15 protein-coding genes and 1 tRNA gene are annotated in these 16239 nt (G+C 66.4%); 6 read left to right on the top strand and 10 right to left on the bottom strand.

The features are described 5' to 3' along the window. Window positions 1–18: 18 nt before the first annotated feature. From AC1U2B_RS05225 to AC1U2B_RS05215, 3 genes are read right to left on the bottom strand one after another with little or no spacing between them, the layout of a single operon-like run. Window positions 19–756 carry a class I SAM-dependent methyltransferase gene (locus AC1U2B_RS05225; RefSeq protein WP_480215936.1) on the bottom strand — a complete coding sequence of 246 codons (738 nt, stop codon included), beginning with the start codon at window positions 754–756 and terminating at the stop codon, window positions 19–21. Then, window positions 753–1622, bottom strand: a complete 870-nt coding sequence (locus tag AC1U2B_RS05220) for an oxidoreductase (protein WP_480215935.1) — start codon at window positions 1620–1622, stop codon at window positions 753–755. The genes AC1U2B_RS05225 and AC1U2B_RS05220 overlap by 4 nt, the downstream gene beginning before the upstream one ends. 15 nt (window positions 1623–1637) lie before the next feature. Continuing rightward, window positions 1638–2435, bottom strand: a complete 798-nt coding sequence (locus AC1U2B_RS05215; protein WP_043985010.1) for a PadR family transcriptional regulator — start codon at window positions 2433–2435, stop codon at window positions 1638–1640. A 175-nt stretch (window positions 2436–2610) separates the two neighbouring features. Here AC1U2B_RS05215 and AC1U2B_RS05210 point away from each other — a divergent pair, with 175 nt between their 5' ends. The 3 genes from AC1U2B_RS05210 (at window position 2611) to AC1U2B_RS05200 (ending at window position 5946) form a co-directional block, all read left to right on the top strand. After that, a complete protein-coding gene (locus AC1U2B_RS05210; RefSeq protein WP_480215934.1) occupies window positions 2611–2988 on the top strand; it encodes a hypothetical protein in 378 nt (125 codons plus the stop codon). Between the two features lie 23 nt (window positions 2989–3011). Next, window positions 3012–4157 (top strand): cation:proton antiporter, encoded by a 1146-nt coding sequence (locus tag AC1U2B_RS05205; RefSeq protein ID WP_480215933.1) that lies wholly within the window; start codon window positions 3012–3014, stop codon window positions 4155–4157. 436 nt (window positions 4158–4593) lie between these two features. After that, on the top strand, window positions 4594–5946 hold the full coding sequence (locus tag AC1U2B_RS05200; RefSeq protein ID WP_480215932.1) for a hypothetical protein: 1353 nt from the start codon (window positions 4594–4596) through the stop codon (window positions 5944–5946). Between the two features lie 60 nt (window positions 5947–6006). Here AC1U2B_RS05200 and lfrA read toward each other — a convergent pair whose 3' ends face one another. From lfrA to AC1U2B_RS05185, 3 genes are all read right to left on the bottom strand, one after another. Further along, window positions 6007–7527 (bottom strand): efflux MFS transporter LfrA, encoded by a 1521-nt coding sequence (lfrA, locus tag AC1U2B_RS05195; protein WP_480215931.1) that lies wholly within the window; start codon window positions 7525–7527, stop codon window positions 6007–6009. Window positions 7528–7570: 43 nt separating this feature from the next. Next, entirely contained in the window at window positions 7571–8146 is a 576-nt protein-coding gene (locus AC1U2B_RS05190; protein WP_043985015.1) for a TetR/AcrR family transcriptional regulator, read from the bottom strand. A gap of 118 nt (window positions 8147–8264) precedes the next feature. Continuing rightward, window positions 8265–9476 (bottom strand): cytochrome P450, encoded by a 1212-nt coding sequence (locus tag AC1U2B_RS05185; RefSeq protein WP_480216071.1) that lies wholly within the window; start codon window positions 9474–9476, stop codon window positions 8265–8267. 193 nt (window positions 9477–9669) lie between these two features. Between AC1U2B_RS05185 and AC1U2B_RS05180 the strand changes: the two genes are divergently transcribed. Further along, window positions 9670–10239 carry a TetR/AcrR family transcriptional regulator gene (locus AC1U2B_RS05180; protein ID WP_480215930.1) on the top strand — a complete coding sequence of 190 codons (570 nt, stop codon included), beginning with the start codon at window positions 9670–9672 and terminating at the stop codon, window positions 10237–10239. A 61-nt stretch (window positions 10240–10300) separates the two neighbouring features. Here AC1U2B_RS05180 and AC1U2B_RS05175 read toward each other — a convergent pair. The 4 genes from AC1U2B_RS05175 to ponA2 all read right to left on the bottom strand — a co-directional run bounded on the left by AC1U2B_RS05175 (window position 10301) and on the right by ponA2 (window position 15258). Further along, window positions 10301–10374 (bottom strand) — tRNA-Pro (locus tag AC1U2B_RS05175). Window positions 10375–10671: 297 nt separating this feature from the next. Continuing rightward, window positions 10672–11772, bottom strand: a complete 1101-nt coding sequence (gene cds1, locus AC1U2B_RS05170) for an L-cysteine desulfhydrase Cds1 (RefSeq protein WP_480215929.1) — start codon at window positions 11770–11772, stop codon at window positions 10672–10674. Then, entirely contained in the window at window positions 11769–12719 is a 951-nt protein-coding gene (locus AC1U2B_RS05165) for a metallophosphoesterase (protein WP_043397248.1), read from the bottom strand. Before AC1U2B_RS05165 ends, cds1 begins: the two co-directional genes overlap by 4 nt. Before the next feature lie 103 nt (window positions 12720–12822). After that, window positions 12823–15258, bottom strand: a complete 2436-nt coding sequence (gene ponA2, locus AC1U2B_RS05160; RefSeq protein WP_260935851.1) for a transglycosylase/D,D-transpeptidase PonA2 — start codon at window positions 15256–15258, stop codon at window positions 12823–12825. 341 nt (window positions 15259–15599) lie between these two features. Between ponA2 and AC1U2B_RS05155 the strand changes: the two genes are divergently transcribed. Then, window positions 15600–15905 (top strand): WhiB family transcriptional regulator, encoded by a 306-nt coding sequence (locus tag AC1U2B_RS05155; protein WP_020100988.1) that lies wholly within the window; start codon window positions 15600–15602, stop codon window positions 15903–15905. A gap of 54 nt (window positions 15906–15959) precedes the next feature. Next, entirely contained in the window at window positions 15960–16235 is a 276-nt protein-coding gene (locus tag AC1U2B_RS05150) for a hypothetical protein (RefSeq protein ID WP_480215928.1), read from the top strand. The last annotated feature ends 4 nt before the right edge of the window (window positions 16236–16239 follow it).

The raw sequence follows: 16239 nt of genomic DNA, 5'->3' as shown, positions 1-16239 counted from the left end.
GTTCCAACGTACGCGGACCTACCTGCGAGTGGCGATGGCGATCTGCGGCGTGCACAGGCCGCCGCGCAACTCGATGTCGACGCCGGCTCGATCGGCCAGCGCCCGCAGCGCAGCGGGGCTGTAGGCCCGCAGCGAGCTGATGACGCCGTCATGCACGAACGGCACGAACGGGGCCAGCGGCAGCATGGCGGCCAGCCGCATCACATGCAGGGGAGCCGGCGGCCGGGGCAGGTCGATGATGAGCAACTTGTCCGCCACGCGGGTGCCCTCGGCGAGCACCCGGACCGCGGCGGACGGGGGCAGATGGTGGAACGACAACGCGAAAACGGCCAGGGCGTAAGCACTGTCGGCCGCGTCGATGGCCGTCGCATCCATGTCGCGCACCGTCACCCGCGGATCGGAACCCAGGTCCCCTGCGGTGATGGCGGCAACCGAATCCGGCTCCAGATCGGTGACCGTCAGGATTGCCGTGGGGTGCATCTCCAGCACCTTCTTCGACAGCCCGCCGTGGCCGGCCCCGAGCTCGAGGATGCGCGGGTCCGGGACGTCGGCGACTTCTTCCATCGCGATGTGGGCGAAGCGCTCATGGAGGCCGAACCAGTTGCCGGTGAGCTCCAGAGCGCGGACGACGCTGCGCTTGACGGCGGGGTCGACGTCGTCGCGGTCGAGATACTCAGGCAGGTCGGTCTGCAACGCCCGATCGAGGCACGACGCCTGCGGGCCGCCGCGCGGCATGCGATCGATGTCGGTGCTCATCCGAGCGCGGCTGTCAGCGAGGCGGGTACCTCGATGTCGGCCACCGCGAGGTTCTCCTCCAGGTGCGCGACAGAGGACGTGCCGGGGATCAGCAGCATGTTGGGCGCCGCCGCCAATGTCCAGGCCAACGCGACCTGCGCGGGAGTCCGGCCGAGTTCGCGTGCGGCCTGGCGGATTTCGGGGTGACCGAGCACGGGGTTCTCCGGATTGAACGCCGATCCCAGCGGGAAGAACGGGACGAACGCGATGCCGCGCGCGGCGCAGGCGTCCAGCACGGACTGCGAGGAGCGGTCGAGCAGGTTGTAGGCGTTCTGCACACACGCGATGTCGGTGCGCTGCAGCGCGAGCTCCAGGTGTTCGAGCGAGATGCTGCTCAGGCCGATGCCGTCGATCAATCCCTCGTCTCGGGCGGCGATCATGGTGGTGAGCTGGCGGTCGAACAGGTCGCGGTCGACCTCGCCCGGTGCGCTGGGATCGCCGTCGGGGCCCATCACCCGCAGATTCACCGCTGCCAGCCGGTCTGTGCCGAGGGTTGCGAGGTTCTGCTCGATGGCAGCCCGCAGCTCGTCGGGCTGTTGTGCCGGCAACCAGTTGCCGGTCTGGTCGCGGCGGGCGCCGACCTTGCTGACCAGAGCGAGGCCCTGCGGATAAGGGTGCAGGGCCTCGCGGATCAGCTGGTTGGCCACGTCGGGGCCATAGAACTGCGCGGTGTCGATGTGATTGACGCCGAGCTCCACCGCGCGTCGCAGCACGGCGATCGCCTGGTCACGGTCGCGCGGTGGACCGAAGACGCCGGGCCCGGGCAGCTGCATGGCCCCGAATCCGACCCGGTGGACCTGATACTGACCGAGCGCGTACGTCGTCATGTAGCCAGGCTAACGCTAGTCGGACTCGCCGAGAATCTGGTAGATCTCGCGGCGGGCGTTGTTGACGATGTCCAGGATGCGTTGCTGCTGTTCGGCATTCGCGGAATGCACCGACTGAGCAACCGCGCCGAACAACTGGCCGAGCGCGTTGCGCAGGTTCATGGCGGCGGGATCGGCACCCTCGGTGATCTCTTCCCAGGGGGCGGTCTCGATCGCGTCGGCGGCCGTGCGGCCGTCGTCGGTCAGCTCGAAAGTCTTTTTGCTGCCATGACTTTCGGCGGGCTTGATCAGACCCTCGTCCTCCAGGAGTTGAAGGGTGGGGTAGATCGAGCCGGGGCTGGGCTTCCACAAGCCGTCGCTGCGCGCGGCGATCTCCTGGGTCATCTCGTAGCCGTGCATCGGCCGCTCGGTGAGCAGCTTGAGGATGGCGGCGCGAACGTCGCCACGCCGGCTGCGGCCACTGGGACGTCCTCGGCCGCCATGACGTCGTCCGCGGGGACCGCCCGGTCCGAAGGGACCCGCGCCGAAGCCGGGGCCGAAGCCGGGACCAAAACCGAATCCGGGGCCGCCGAAGCCCGGGCCGAAGCCAAAGCCGGGGCCGCCCTCGCCGCGGTGTTCCCGCACGTGGTCACGGAACTGTTCGCGCATGTCCCTGCGGGTTGCGCGGCGCTCGTCGTGCCGGGCGCGCCGGTCAGCGGGGCCGACGAACGGTGAACGATCGCCGGGCGCGAAACCGAAGCCGCCGCCGTGCGATGGGTGATTGAAAGGGCCGCCGTCGAACGGGCGGCCAGGTGGAGTGAATGGGGTGTCCATAGATGTGTTCTTCTTTCGAGAGGGAGGCACCTAGCGTGCCTCCGATGCATTAACGATATATCGGAAACTATCGGAAGGCAACAGTTCGGGCTGTGATGTACGTCGATGCCTGCCCGTCCGCTGAGAGTTCACCGCGCGCAGCCCGCACCGGCGCGGCCGCGATTAGGGTGTGGCGATGGCGGTGAAGTGGCTGGACGATCCCGAGGATCATGACTACGACGCGGCGGCCGACTACCTGACCATGCTGGGTTCCAAGGACGAGGTGGCCAAGGTGGTCGCAGCGCTCAAGACCGCGAAGACGACGACGCGAAAAGCGAAGGACATCCTGCGCGCGGCACAACTGCCGTTGCTGCCGGAGACGAACGCCCATGTGCGGGCCGACTTGGGCAAGATCAGCGACGGCAAGAAGCTCTCGCCGATTCTGTTGGTACGCGGCGATGTTCACAGCGGGGCGCCACTGCAGATCGGCGATGGCTACCACCGGGTGTGCGCCAGCTATCTGACCGACGAGAACACCGGCATCCCGTGCCGGCTCGTGTCGTGGCAGTCCTGACCACGGCGTTGACCGGCTGACCGATGGGCGATTTCGGATTCCATGCCCTGGCGCTGCTGGCCGTCATCGGACTGGTGGGGCCGCTGCTGGCGGCGGTGCCGAAGCTGCGGGTGCCGGTGATCGTCGGCGAACTCGTGGCCGGAATCGTCATGGGACGGACCGGGTTCGGCATCGTCGACGCGGACAACCCGACGTTCGTGCTACTGGCAGACATCGGGTTCGCGCTGGTGATGTTCATCGTCGGCACGCATGTGCCGGTGCGCGACCAGTCATTGCGCGGGGACCTGCCCAAAGCGCTGCTGCGGGTGATCATGGTGGGTGCCTTCGCGGCGGTGTTCGGTGTCGTCATCGCGCATCTCTTCGGCACCGGGCACGCCCCGCTGTATGCGGTACTCATGGCCTCGTCGTCGGCCGCGCTGGCGCTGCCCGTCATCCAGTCGCTGGGTCTGACGGGGCCTCCGGTGCTGTCCGTTACCGCCCAGATCGCGATCGCCGACGCCGCGTCGATTGTGTTGTTGCCGTTGGCCATCAACCCGGCCGGTGCTGCGCGTGCGGCCGTGGGGGCGCTGGCGATCGCCGCGTGCGCGGTCCTGCTCTACTTCTTTTTGCAGTACGAAGCCAAGCGCGGATGGCTCAAGCGGATGCACAAGTACTCGCACAGCCGGCACCTGGCGCTGGAACTGAGGATCAGCCTGATCGTGCTGTTCGGCCTGGCGGCGCTGGCGAAGTCGACGCACGTCTCGATCATGCTCGCGGGTTTTGCGCTGGGACTGTGCCTTTCTGCGGTCGGCGAGCCCCGACGGCTGGCGCGCCAACTGTTCGGCATCACCGAGGGGTTCTTCGCGCCGTTGTTCTTCGTCTGGCTCGGCGCGTCATTGCAGGTGCGGGAACTCGGGGAGCATCCGGATCTGATCGGGCTCGGCGTGGCGTTGGGCGTGGGGGCGGTGCTTGCGCATCTCAGTGGCCGGCTGTTCGGGCAACCGCTGTCGCTCGGGGTCCTGGCGGCTGCGCAATTGGGTGTTCCGGTGGCTGCTGCCACGTTGGGCACCCAGCAGCACCTGCTGAGTCCGGGGGAGCCGTCGGCGCTGATTCTGGGCGCATTGTTGACCGTCGTGGCGACGTCCGTTGCCGGCGGCGTCGCCAAGCGTCGGCAAACTGCCGCTGCCTGAATTTCGCCACGCCGTAAGGCTCGACGCACCGTCTCAGTATGTGGACTCGAGGCCGGCGTCGAGCGTTCCCGGAATGTTGCTCGCGGCTATGAATGACGCATACGAAAATTACGCGTAGCGAAATTTGCTGAAGTCGCAATTTATCGATGGCTGGCATTTGCGGTCCGCCACTCAATTGTGGGTGTGACGTGGGTCTCGTCCTGCTGTGAAGTGGCGGCGACGTCGTCCATTCGAATTTGGGTGGTCCTGCTGGCCAAATTTGCTGATTCTATAGCACGTCTAAGTTGCCTGTTAGAACAGCAATCTAACGTGATTGACAATTTCCTGATCGATCGATTTTGGTTAGCTGGGAAATGTGTGTGTTCGTCAAAAACACCCATTTACTAGGGGTAAGTTTCTGCGTCACACGGGTGTCGCGATAACTGGGAGGATTCGAATGCAGCTCACCATGAAGCCGTATCTCACTGCGGGCGTTGCTCTCGCGGGGGCGAGTGTGATTGCTGTGGCGCCGATGGTGCCGCAAACGGCAACACACCTGCCGGCAGTTCCTCACGTGCAGGTATCCGACGTGCACCTGACAGCCTTGGTCAACCCCATCGTGGCGCTGGGGAACATCTACAACGCCCTCGCCGAGACGGTCGGGCAAACCAGCTACATGGTGGAGACCAGCGTGAATCCGCTGGTGCGCCAGGTGGTGCTCGATGCGAACTACGGCGTGCAACAGGGCATGCAGTTGATCGGCAACATCACCGGCGCGACGTTCACCCTCGGTGGCGCGTTGCCGGGCACTCTCGTCAACGTGCTGGGGAACCTCGGCACGCTCAACGTCAACGGCGCCATCGACTCGCTGGTGGGTGGTCTGCTTCCCGGCGGACTGCAGTTGATCACCGGCATCAACGGCCCGGTGCAGAACATCCTGCAGCAACCGTTGGCAGTGGGTGAGGCATTGGTTCCCGCGGTGCTTGATTCGGTCACCGCATTGGTCGCCGGCCTGGCGATTTCGACAGTCGGAATTGGTTGCGGTTCCTGCCTCGGAACAACTCCGGTGGTTCAGCAGGTGGTCAAGAGCGTGACGGGAATTCTGCAGTCGGTACTCACCCTGAATCCGGGCACGATCTACAACGGTGTGCTCAACAATGTGGTGAGCCTCGTGCAGAACATTCAGAAGAATGTCACGGATTTTGAAACCGGCACCGTGCCGTACATCGTGAATCGGATCATCACGGCGCTGAACGTGAACCCGAATGCTCCTGGTGGCGTCACCGTTCCTCTTGCCGCCGCGCCGGTTGCGGCACTGGCGGCGGGCACGGCGGCCGAGACCTCGAAGACGGCGACGGACACCTCGGCGGCAGACCCGGCTCCGGCGACGACCAAGAAGGCGGCCACGGCCACTGCGGCGACCTCGACCGAGGCGGCACCGGCCACCGACGCGGCGAAGGACACCTCGGCGAAGGACACCTCCACCAAGGAAGCCGACGCCAAGGCCGCTGATGGCAAGGCCACCGACACGAAGGACGCCGACAAGAAGGACGCCGACGCCAAGTCTGCTGACGCCACGGGCACCGACACCAAGGGTGCGACCAAGGATGCGGACGCCAAGGGTGCGACCAAGGATGCCGATGCCAAGGGCACTGACACCAAGGGCACCGACAAGGTGACGACGCCCAAGGATGGTGCGCCCAAGACCAAGAAGGCGCAGAACCCCGTGTCAAAGGTGGCGAAGTCGATCACCAACGCGATCAAGGGTGCCACCAAGGCTCCCAAGGGCAAGACCGGCAGCAGCAAGTAACCGACTAGCGAACTGTGGCCCCAACGCCGAAAGGTGTTGGGGCCACAGTACGTTCAGCGACTATTGCCGGCCGCGGAAGGCAGCGGCGACGATCGCTGCGGCGACCAGTGCCAGCGCTGCGGCGGTCGCCGCGGTGGCGCCGATCCCCGAATCGAAGGCGACGCGCGCCGACTCCATCAGGTGGTTGCCGAGCTCGGTCGGCAGGGTCCGGGCCACCGAGATGGCGCCGCCGATGCTCTCCCCGGCGTCGGCCGACTGACCGGGTGAAAGTGCCCCGGGCAGTTCGACGTTCGCGCGATAGAACGCGGTGAACATGGTGCCCAGCCCGGCGGTACCGATCACCGCACCCAACTCGTAGGCGGTCTCCGACACCGCTGACGCCGCGCCGGCCTTCTCAGGCGGCACCGACGCCACGATGGTGTCGTTCGAGATCGTCTGCGACACACCGACACCCAGCTCGAGCACGGTGAATGACGCGATGACCCCGACCATGGTCAGGTCGTGGCGGAACATCAGGATCAACAGGAAGCCGGCGGCCACCAGGAGCAGGCCGGTCACCATCAGCGTCTGCGGCGCGAACCGCTTGGCCAGCCGCACCACGCCGATGCCCGCGATCGTCGAGGCCGCCGCGCCCGGCAGCATGACCAGCGCAGCGGTCAGCGGGTCGAGCCCGAGTACCAGCTGCAGGTGCTGCGAGACGAAGAACAGGAACCCGATGAGGCCGACCATCGACAGGAAGTTGGCCAGGATCGACGCCGTGAAGGGGCCGTGACCGAACAGTCGCATGTCGAGAATCGGTGTCGCACTGCTGTTCTGCCGACGCACGAACCAGATGCCCGCGGCGACGCCGAGGGCGACGGCGGCGAGCGTCAGAGCCGAGATGCCGTCGTGCGCGGCGGTCTTGATCGCCCACACCACCGGCAGCATGGCCGCCAGCGACAGCAGCACGCTGAGCGCGTCGACCGGGCCCGGGTTCGGGTCCCGCGATTCGGGCACCAGTTTGGGCGCCAGCACCAGCAGCGGCAGCAGGATCGGCACGGCGATCATGAAGACCGCGCCCCAGTGGAAGTGCTGCAGCAGCAGGCCGCCGACGATCGGGCCGAGGGCCGAGCCGGCCGCGAAGCACGACGCCCAGATGGCGATGGCGAGCCGGCGCGACGTGGCTTCGGTGAAGATGTTGCGGATCAGCGACAGCGTCGACGGCATCAGCATGGCGCCGAAGACACCGAGCGCGGCACGAGCGGCCACCAGGTAGCCGGCGCTGGGCGCGAACGCCGCGGCGGCCGAGATGACGGCGAACCCGACGGCGCCGATGAGCAGCAGCCGGCGCCGGCCGAACCGGTCGCCGAGGCTGCCCATGGTCACCAAGAGTGTTGCCAGCACCAGGGAATAGATGTCGACGAGCCACAGCTGCGTGGCGGCTGACGGGCGGAACTCTGCGGCGATGCTGGGCAGCGCGAAGGCCAGCACCGTGTTGTCGATGGAGATGAGCAGCACGGGCAGCATCAGCACTGCCAGCGCCCACCAATGGCGTTGCGGTGTCCGGTTCGTCACCTCGTTGGTGACGAGACTGGTGGACATGGGAGTTACCTAACTTGTTGAGGGGAAAGCAAATTCGGGCGGATCAGGATGGATCCGGGGTGATGGTGCCGGCCGTCAGGCTGGCCATGATGGCGTCGACGATCTCGACCCGCGGCGCGATGTTCCGGCGCAGTGCCTCGTATCCGGCGTCGAGCAGGGCCCAGAAAACCAGGCGCGGCCACTCCGGTGGGCTGGTCTGCGGTCGTGCCGAAACCCGCGCCAGCACTTCGGCTATCGCCTCGTCGCCGGTGTCGAGGATCGCGGACAGCTCCGGATCGGCGACGATGGTCGGCTCGTTGTAGACGAAAGGCACGATGGGTCCGAGGTCCAGTTGGGATTCGACCACGCGGCGCAGCGCCGCGAGCGGCGGGCCGCAGGTCGGCTCGGCTTTGTCGATGGCGGCGTTACATATCTCGTGCACGTACAGGGCGACGGCACGGATCAGCTCGGAGCGTTCGGCGAAGTAGCGGTGCAGCGTGCTGCGGCCGACGTTCGCGGCGGTGGCGATATCGCTCAACGACGCCGCGGGGTTGGTCGCCAGGACGGCGGTGGCGGCATCGAGGATCGCCTTGCGGGTACGCGAACGCACACCGGTGTCGAGCGATTTCAGTTCAGCCATGAATCAAAAATAGCACGATTGACCGAAAATAGGACATAGATGTCCCAATATGGAGATGGAGCTCACCAAGGCTGTGGCGGTGCCAGTTGGTAGCAGGCGATCAACTCGGCCTGCTCGATCATCTGACTGCCAATTTCAGATGATCGAGTCGGCGGACCAGGATGCTGGGCAGCCATTGACCAACGTCGGCGGCCTCGATCCAAGTTGTCTGTTCCAGCAGCATCCGCAAGACGATCCGGGCCTCCAGGCGCGCCAGGGCGGCCCCGACGCAGAAATGTGTGCCCCTGCCGAAGGTGACGTGGCCCTTCGCGCCGCTGCGGTCGAGCCGGAACTCATTGGGTGTGTCGAACTGTCGGGGATCGCGGTTGGCAGCTCCCCACATCAACAGCAGGCGCGAATCGGCAGGCACGTCGACCCCGGCCAGCGTGGTGTCTCTGACGACGTGGCGGTAATGGCCGCGAAACGGCGACTCGTAGCGCAGCGTTTCTTCGATGAACGCACCCAGTAGTTCGGGATCGGCGCGGACCCGTTCTTGGATGTCGCTGTGGCTCACCAGAATCCACGCGGCGCTGCCCACTAGGGACGCAGTGGATTCGCCTGCGGCGCTGAACAATGTGAGCATGATCGCGAGCGCCGGCAGCTGCTCCACCTCACCAGCGGCGTAGCGGGCGGCGAGGTCACCGATGAGTCCCGGCACCTGGCTTTCCGCGGCTTTCGCGAAGTGCTCCATGACGTACCCGGATAACTCCATGGCAGCCATGCCGGCGGCTTCGACTTGGGCTGGGCTGACGACGCCGTCGAGCAGGGTGGTGGTGGCATAGCCCAGTCTGATCAGCCTGTCGACGTCTTCTTCGGGTAGCCCGAGCAGGCGGGCGACCACCATCATCGGCAGCCGGTTGGCCACGGCGCTCATCCACTCGATCTCTCCGTCGATCAAGCCCCCTGACCACAATTGGATAGCAGTAGTCTCGGCGAACTCTTCGATGACACGTATCCGCTTTGCAGTCAGGTGGGGCAGCAGCAGCTTTCGGTGCGCGTTGTGTACCGGGTCATCGGCGGTCGCCAGCGCGTGCTGGGGACCACCCAGCGGCCCCATGTCGAACGGGGTGACAGTCCCGTCCCGGTACACCATCGTGGCGGTCAGGTTCGACGAGAAGTCTTCGACGCGGTTGACGACCTCCATCACGGCGTCCCAGCCGCACACCGCGTAGAAGGTGGAGTCACCGATCCGGTGCACCGATGCTCGGCGGCGCATCCGGTCATAGAGCGGATACGGGTTCTGTAGAGCATCGGTTCCGAAGAAGTCTTGCGCGGCCGCCAACAGGGTCATGCGCTCAGGGTTGAACGCCGCGTACACCTGCGTCAACGGTGTCCGGCGAACGTGAAAAGCCATGTCAGCAGGTGTTGCGATGCGCTCTCTCAGGCCGCGCAGCCGACCAGCGGCTTCGTTGAGAAATCAGCCGCGATTCTTCTCATGGTGATAAAACGAGTTCATGGGTTCGCGGCGAGGGAGCGGCTGACCGATGGCGACGAACGACTGGCTGGTTGGGCGGGATCGCCATAGCGAGGCCGCCGAACGGATCTACGCCGCGGCCGCCGACCTGATGTCGCATCAGGGCTACGACGCATTCAGCATCGACACTCTGGCGGCCACCGTGCACTGTTCACCGGCGACCATCTACCGCCACGCAGGAGGTAAGTCCGCAATCCGCGACGCCGTGCTGGGCCGACAGGCCGAGCGCATCCTCGACTCGGTTCGCGCAGCCATCGCTGGGCTGACGGGCCCAGATCGCATCGTCATCGCCACGACGGTAGCCCTACAGCGACTGCGGGCCGATCCGCTCGCACAGATCATGCGCTCGATGGCCACACTCCCCGGCGATGAATGGCTCAGCGACTCACCCATGATCACCCGCTTCGCCAACGAAATGGTCGGGCTGAGTACGCCCGATCCGCTTGCCGCACACTGGTTGATCCGAGTCTTCCTGGCACTGTGGTACTGGCCCCTCAAAGACGCCGAGGCCGAGCAGCAGATGGTGCGGCGATTCCTCGGGCCGCCCTACGCAGTCGACACCAACGAGTCGGCCGGATAGTCGGGACTGCGACAGCAAAAAGCCCCGACCAGATTTCCCTGGTCAGGGCCTTGCTCACTTGTCGGGGTGGCGGGATTCGAACCCACGACCTCTTCGTCCCGAACGAAGCGCGCTACCAAGCTGCGCCACACCCCGTGTGAAGCCACGACAGCGTATCGCACCGGTGCCCTCAGAAGCCAAACGGCCCTTGCCAGGTGACGTAGGCGCAGGTAGATGGGGCTAGCGGCGAAGATCACGTCCGTTATCGGGATGCATTTACCCGCATCGTGCGTTTAATTCGGTAACTGTGGTGAAACAACCGCCGAACGCGACGAAGCGAGGGACGAACATGACCGGATTGGGAGCTCTGCTCTACTGCGGATTCTTCGGTCTGGCAGCGCTGTGGCTGTTCGCGACTTCTGACTACCGGACGGCCTGGATCGGCCGTCAGGGTCACGCCCAGCGGCCGGAGCGCTCGAACTCCGTCAGTGCCGCCACGGCATCGGTGGAGTCCAGCCCGCGGCTGCTGACCCACGCGTCGTCGAAGTAGGTGTCGGCGTAGCGGTCGCCGCTGTCGGCGAGCAGCGTCACCACCGAACCGCTACGGCCCTGCGCCACCATCTCGGCCAGCAGCCCGAACGCACCCCAGATATTCGTCCCCGTGGACGGACCCACCCGGCGGCCCAGAACCTTGCTCACGTGCCGCGCTGCGGCCACTGAGCCCGCATCGGGGACGCACACCATGGCGTCCACCACGCCGGGCAGGAACGACGGCTCCACCCGTGGCCGGCCGATGCCCTCGATGCGCGAGGACGCCCCCGTGAACACCTCCCGGTCGCCCGTGGCCCACGACGGATAGAACGCCGAATTCTCCGGGTCCACCACGCACAGCCGGGTGGCATGGCGCCGGTAGCGCAGGAACCGCCCGATCGTGGCGCTGGTGCCGCCGGTGCCGGCGCCGACCACGATCCATTCCGGAATCGGATGGGTCTCGTCGCGCAGCTGCGAGAAGATCGACTCGGCGATGTTGTTGTTGCCGCGCCAGTCGGTGGCCCGTTCGGCATTGGTGAACTGATCCAGGTAGTGGCCGCCGGTCTCGCGCGCCAGGCGTTCGGCCTCGGCGTACACCTGAGACGATTGCTCGACGAAATGGCAACGGCCACCCTGGTTTTCGATGAGCTCGATCTTGGTCGCGCTCGTCGACGACGGCATCACCGCGATGAACTCGAGCCCCAGCAGCGCCGCGAAATACGCCTCGGACACCGCGGTCGAACCGGACGACGCCTCGATGACGGTCGTCTGCGGTCCGATCCAGCCGTTGCACAACCCGTACAGGAACAGCGACCGGGCCAGCCGATGCTTGAGGCTGCCGGTGATGTGCGTGCTCTCGTCCTTGAGATACAGCTGGACGTCGACGCTCGCGCTCCACGCGGCAGGCAACGGATATCGCAGGAGATGGGTGTCGGCGCTGCGCCGGGCGTCGGCCTCGATCAGGCGGACAGCGTTGTCCACCCAGTCCCGGTCGACGCTGCGCGCCGCCACCGGTGCGGTCACCGCGCCGAGACGGCAGGCTGCGTCATGTCGGCGCCGATGCCGGCGTGCCCGCCGCCGGTCGGTGCGGCCACCAGGGTCAGCAGCGTCACCTCCGGCCGGCAGCAGAAGCGCACCGGCGTGTACGGCGAGGTGCCCAGACCGGCGGACACGTGCAGCTGCGTGTGCGCGCCCCAGCGGGACGGACCCTTCACCCGGGAGGTGTCGATGTCGCAGTTGGTCACCAGCGCGCCGTAGAACGGCACGCACAGCTGCCCGCCGTGCGTGTGCCCGGCCAGCACCAGCTGGTAGCCGTCATCGGCGAACCGGTCCAGGACGCGCGTGTACGGCGCATGGGTGACGCCCAGCGACAGATTGGCCGCGGGGTTGGGCCGCCCGGCGACGGTGTCGTAGCGGTCGCGACCCAGATGCGGGTCGTCGACCCCGGCCACGGCGATGAGCTGACCGTTGACCTCGATCTCACGCCGCGTGTGGGTCATGTCCAGCCAGCCGCGCTCGGTGAACGCCGCGCGCAGGTCCTGCCACGGCAGCGGCCGGCCGGTGATCCGCTTGTGCTTGCTGAAGAGGTAGTTGGCCGGGTTCTTCGGCTTCGGCGCGAAGTAGTCGTTGCTGCCGAACACGAACACGCCGGGCACCGCCAGCAGATCGCCCATCGCCTGCACCACGGCCGGCACCGACTTCGGGTGCGAGAGGTTGTCTCCGGTGTTGACCACCAGATCCGGCTCCCAGCGGGCCAGCTCGCGCAGCCACGCCTGCTTACGGCGCTGCGCCGGCATCATGTGCAGATCGCTCAGATGCAGCACCCGCAGCGGCGACGAACCGGGCGTCAGCACCGGCATGGTGACCTCGCGGACCACGAACGCGTTGCGCTCGATGAGCGACGCGTAGGCGAGGCCTGCAGCAAGTGATCCGGCGACTGTGACGGCAGCGTTGCGGGCGATGGCAGACATGCAGGCAGCCTACTTGCTCACTGCGGCAATTCGCCCGTTGTCGCTGGTCATCGTTAGAAAGCCCACAGGGTTGGCTTAGGTCGTTCTGAGGTTTCGGCCGGGCCTATGGGGGCGGGGGACCGAGCACCGGCACGGTGATCGGCGGCAGGCCCGGAATCTCCACGACCGTCGACCCGATCTGCACCGGCGGCAAGCCGTCGAGACCCGGAATCCCCACTGGCGGTGGTGGCGGCGGAGGCGGCGCGATGCCGTTGCTCACCAGGATCGTGACGATCGAACCGGGGATGGTCTGTCCCGACGGCGAGGTTCCGATCACCGAACCGGACGGCGACGCGCTGTTGACCCACGACGGCTGCGGGGCCAGCTGGAAGCCGGCCTCCTTCACGCGGGTCTGCGCCAGGTCGATGTCCATGCCCGCGACGCTCGGCACCTTCGAGCCCGGTCCGCCGTCCACGTAGCGCGGGTCGGTCGGCGGCATCACCACGTTGGGCGGGGTGAACTGCTTCATCGCGGCGAACCAGGTCCGGGCCGGCTCGTGGCCGCCGTACAGATCACCGCGGCCGCACTGGCGCAGCGGAAACGAGCACAGGTCCGACGGCGTGGGCGAGTCGTCGTAGATGTAGTTGGCGGCGGCGTACGCGCTGGTGAAGCCCAGGAACGCCGACGATCGGTGGGCCTCGGTGGTACCGGTCTTGCCCGATACCGGGAAGGTCCAGCCCACTGACTGCGCGGCCGCGGCGCCGGTGCCGCTGATGGCGTCCTTGTTCATCGCGTTGGCCAAGGTGTTGGCCAGGCCCTCGGGGACCGCCTGCTCGCAGGTCTGGGTGGTCACCGAGACCTCGTTGCCGTGCCGGTCGTACACCTTGTCCACCGGGTTGGGCGGGCACCAGGTGCCGCCCGAGGCCAGCGTGGCCGCGACGTTCGACAGCTCGAGGGCGTTGACCTCGAACGGTCCCAGGGTGAACGAGCCGATGTTCTGCCGCTTGATGAAGTCGGCCAGGCTCTCGTTGCTGTTCGGGTCGTATGGCCGGGCGGTGCCCGGCGCGGCGTAGGACCGCAGACCCAGCTTGACCGCCATGTCGACGGTGCGCTGGACACCGATCTGCGAGATCAGCTTGGCGAAACCGGTGTTCGGCGACGATGCCAGCGCCTCGGTGACGTTCATGCTGCCCCGGTAGCGGCCGTCGTTCTCGACGCACCACTTGTCCTTCGGGCAGCCCTTGGCGCCGCCGCTGCCCAGGCCCTTGGCCTCGAACCGGCCGGGCACGTCCAGCTGCGCGTTGATGCCCATGCCCATGTCCATGGCGGCGGCCGTGGTGAACAGCTTGAAGATGGACCCGGCGCCGTCGCCCACCAGTGAAAATGGTTGCGGCTGCATGGTTTCCCCGGCCGCGGTGTTCAGGCCGTAGGTCCGGTTGCTGGCCATCGCCACCACCTGGTGGTTGTCCTTGCCCGGGCGGATGACGCTCATGACGCTGGCGATGCCGTCGATGCCGGGGGAGGCGATGCCGTCGATCGACGACTTGACCGAGTTCTGGATGTCCGGGTCGATGGTGGTGCGGATCAGGTAGCCGCCCTTGGCCACCTGGTCCTTGCTGATCCCCGCCTTCGACAGGTAGTCGAGCACGTAATCGCAGAAGAAAGCACGGTCACCGGCGGCGATGCAGCCACGAGGCAGCTGGTTGGGCTGCGGCAGGATGCCGAGCGGCTCGGCCCTGGCGGCCCGCAGCGCTTCGGCTTCCTGGGGGACGTTCTGGATCATGGTGTCCAGCACCAGGTTTCGACGTGCCAGGGCGCCGTCGGGATTGACGTACGGGTCCAGTCCGCTGGTGGACTGCACCATGCCGGCGAGCAGCGCGGCCTGCTGCCAGTTGAGCTGGGAGGCGTTGACGCCGAAGTACGTCTGCGCGGCGTCCTGGATGCCGAACGCCCCGTTGCCGAACGACACCAGGTTCAGGTAGCGCGTCAGGATTTCGGACTTGGTGAACGTCTTGTCCAGGGTCAGCGCCATGCGGATCTCACGCAGCTTGCGGGCCGGTGTGGTCTCGATGGCGGCCCGCCGTTCGGCGTCGGTCTGCGACACCACGAGCAGCTGATAGTTCTTCACGTACTGCTGCTCGATGGTCGATCCGCCGCGCGTATCGGCGGACCCGGACATGTAGCCGGACAGGCCCGTCAGGGTGCCCTTCCAGTCCACCCCGTTGTGCTCGGCAAACCGTTTGTCCTCGATCGAGACGATGGCCAGCTTCATGGTGTTGGCGATCTGATCGCTCGGAACCTCGAAGCGACGCTGCGAATACAGCCAGGCGATGGGGTTGCCCTTGGCGTCCACCATGGTCGATACGGCGGGCGCGTCACCTTCGACCAGCTGTGCCGAACCGTTGGCCACGACGTCGGATGCCCGGTTGGACATCAGGCCGACACCCCCGATGAGCGGGAACATCATCGCGGCGAGGACCACGCTGGCGAGCAGGCAGCACCACGTCATCTTGATGACGGTGACCGCGGTCGGCGGACGATTCTGCGGTCGCTCGGACATGGGGTACAGCCTAGCGACCGTGGTAGCCAGCGGCCGAGTGCTGGTCGATTACCACGTCCTTAGGGCATCTAGGGGGCTGCGACACGGGCAAAAATTAACGTTTGGACACACGTCCCAAAAAAGCGGCCCCAGACCCATTGCGCAATAGGCCCCTGACCACCTAACTTGAACACACAATGCGATCTAGGTAACACTACTAGCCGCAATGTGGCGTAGATCGCATCAGTGATCTACTCGGGAGGACTCAGCCGTCGGGAGGCGGTGTGACGAAGGGATCGCTGGTGGCAGGTACACAGCCAGTAGTTCGCGCGACTATCGCTCCCCAGGCCGGAAACGGCGCGATGCAGGGTGTGGTCCAACCTGAAGCTGAAGCCAGAATCGCCTGGGTTTCCCAGGCCCGATGCCGTCAGGCCGACCCGGATGAGCTGTTCGTCCGCGGCGCCGCGCAGCGCAAGGCCGCGGTCATCTGCCGGCACTGCCCGGTGATCGTCGAATGCGGTGCCGATGCCCTCGACAACCGCGTCGAGTTCGGCGTCTGGGGCGGCATGACCGAGCGTCAGCGCCGTGCCCTCCTCAAGCAGCACCCCGAGGTGGTGTCCTGGGCGGAGTTCTTCGCCACCCAGCGCAAGCACCGCAACGCGGTCTGATTTTCTTCTAGCGCAACGCATTACCGCAGTTCCCTGCGGTTTTCTGCTGCCCCCGTGAGCCCGACGCTGCAGGTGTCGTCGTCGGTGATCGCGATCAACGACGGGCGGTGGCTGTTCGCGTCCGTCGACGTCGACCCGAACCCGTGCATCACGACGGACATGGTGCGTGCGCGGTATCCGGCGGCGGAACAGACGCACGCACCGACCGGCCACTCCGCGTACGAAGAGTTCGTGTGGAGCGTCAGCTACAGCTGGGGCAAGCTCAACTTCGGGATCCGGGAGAAAGAGCAGTGCCTCACCGGAATCTCCGTCGAGCGCGCCGGAACCTGAACGG

This window comes from Mycolicibacterium sp. P4_G11 (genome assembly GCF_056555145.1).
Note: the sequence above shows the minus strand (reverse complement) of the source record. Positions and strands in the feature narration are given on the sequence as shown.